At 40.1% G+C, this 1,951-nt stretch carries 1 protein-coding gene, 1 rRNA gene and 1 pseudogene; all 3 read left to right on the forward strand.

Translation table 11 applies throughout. From position 1 onward, the window contains the following. Positions 1-4 precede the first annotated feature (4 nt). Positions 5-119 (forward strand): 5S ribosomal RNA (gene rrf / locus JMX93_RS14245). Between the two features lie 500 nt (positions 120-619). After that, on the forward strand, positions 620-1,681 hold the full coding sequence (locus tag JMX93_RS14250) for a TRAP transporter substrate-binding protein (RefSeq protein ID WP_198333481.1): 1,062 nt from the start codon (positions 620-622) through the stop codon (positions 1,679-1,681). 17 nt (positions 1,682-1,698) lie between these two features. Next, positions 1,699-1,951: pseudogene (locus JMX93_RS14255) on the forward strand (TRAP transporter small permease); the annotation flags it as partial.

Below are 1,951 nucleotides of genomic sequence, written 5' to 3' on the forward strand. Positions count from 1 at the left end.
CTTTGCTGACGACAATAGCATGATGGCCCCACCTGATCCCTTCCCGAACTCAGAAGTGAAACATCATAGCGCCAATGGTAGTGTGGATTCGTCCATGTGAGAGTAGGTCATCGTCAGCTCTCTATTCCTGAATCGCCCCTTAACTTAATTGTTGAGGGGCTTTTCTTTGTGTGTTTTGGTTGGGTTTAACGTAACTGTTATCTATATCAAATAAATGCCAAGTCGCTACGGTGTCTCTCTGGCTAGATGTACTATTTATATAATCTACGCTCGATAGTATTGTATCGATTATAGTTTTCTCCAACTGTAGAATAGCTCACCTATAGCTAGTCAAAATTAAATCTCTAAAAATATTATGTCACTCTGCTTTCAAGGACATGACCTCAATTTAATCAATTTCGATCTACATAAATTTGTGTACATTTATTGAATATATTACTGGCTTACTCATCCAAAATGATTTGACTTATATCATTATAGCTGCTAATTTTAAATAGTATGTTTATTACAGGTTTATAAAAATAATGTTTTAACTTTGTAGATAACTCATTATTTTTTAATTTAAAGTACTAAATATCAGCTTTACTCCTACTCTTATAATTATCAAAAGGAATTGATAATGAAGCTAGCTCCTCTTTTTTCAATTGGTGCCCTAGCGGCTGTCAGTCTTTTAGGCTGTTCTAACCAATCCGCTGACACGACTGATGGCTCATCAGCCAACTCTCAAGAAACGACTGTTTTACGCTTCTCTCACTTTTGGCCAGCAACCTCATCTATTAGCACAGAGGTCTTTGAACCTTGGGCCAAACAAATAGAAGCAGATTCTAATGGTCGTCTAAAAGTAGAATTGTATCCATCTGCAGGTCTTGCTAAAGCAGATGTTACCTACGAATCTGCTGCTAAAGGTACGATAGATATTGGTTCACAAGCACATGGTTATACCAGTGGTCGTTTTCCTTTAACTCAAATCACTGAACTTCCTGGTTTATCAAACTCAGCGACTCAGATGGGTTGTATGCTACAGACTCTTTATGAGGATGGTACGCTTGCTAGTGAGTATGAAGACTCACATCTACTATTCATGTATGGCGCTGGGCCTGGCTCATTGCATACTACGGATAAATTGATTCGGACTCCTGAAGACATGAAAGGTATGCGCATCCGCCGCCCTTCTGCGGTCGCAGGTGACATTATCGAAAGTGCTGGCGCTTCACCAGTAGGTCTACCCGCAAATGATATGTATACCTCTCTACAGCGTGGGGTTGTTGATGGATTAAGTTTCCCATGGGAGGCCGTAACAGCATTTAAAATTGACGAAATCACCAAATATCATACTAACATTCCTTTTTATAGTTCGGCGCTTATGGTCACTATGAATAAGGATAAATATGACAATTTACCTGATGACTTAAAGCAAGTCTTAGATAAAAACTCAGGAATGGCATTGGCGAATAAAGTTGGTGAAGTATTTGATAAGCATGACCAAATGGCTATACAAGCGGCTAAAGATAAAGGCGATGAAATTGTTGAAATCCCTGATCCACTTAATGATCCAGATTGGAAAGGTCCACTCGAAAAGGGCACTAAAAAATATTTAAATGACGTTAATGCTTTGGGTTTAGATGCTGATGGTGTCTATGCAAAAGCCAAAGCTGCCAGTGCCGCCTGTAAAGTGGTATAACCCATTGGAGGTGTCACATGGCATTTTTAGTCAAAATTAGTACCTTCATCTCCAGATTATGCCAGCTTATCGGCGGCATCAGTCTTATTATTATCGTCCTCACCACCATGCTAGACGTCGTCGCCCGTTACATCTTTAAACTTACTGGTGGTGAGTTTGGCTTTACCGTCAAAGGCAGTGTAGAGATCGTCTCCTACTTTATGCTTTTTGCCCTACTGGCCGCCTTTGCCGCTTTTGTCGAACGCTCGCAAATCATCGTCGACGTCTTTA

Source organism: Psychrobacter muriicola 2pS (genome assembly GCF_904846535.1).
Classification (GTDB): Bacteria; Pseudomonadota; Gammaproteobacteria; order Pseudomonadales; family Moraxellaceae; genus Psychrobacter; species Psychrobacter aquimaris.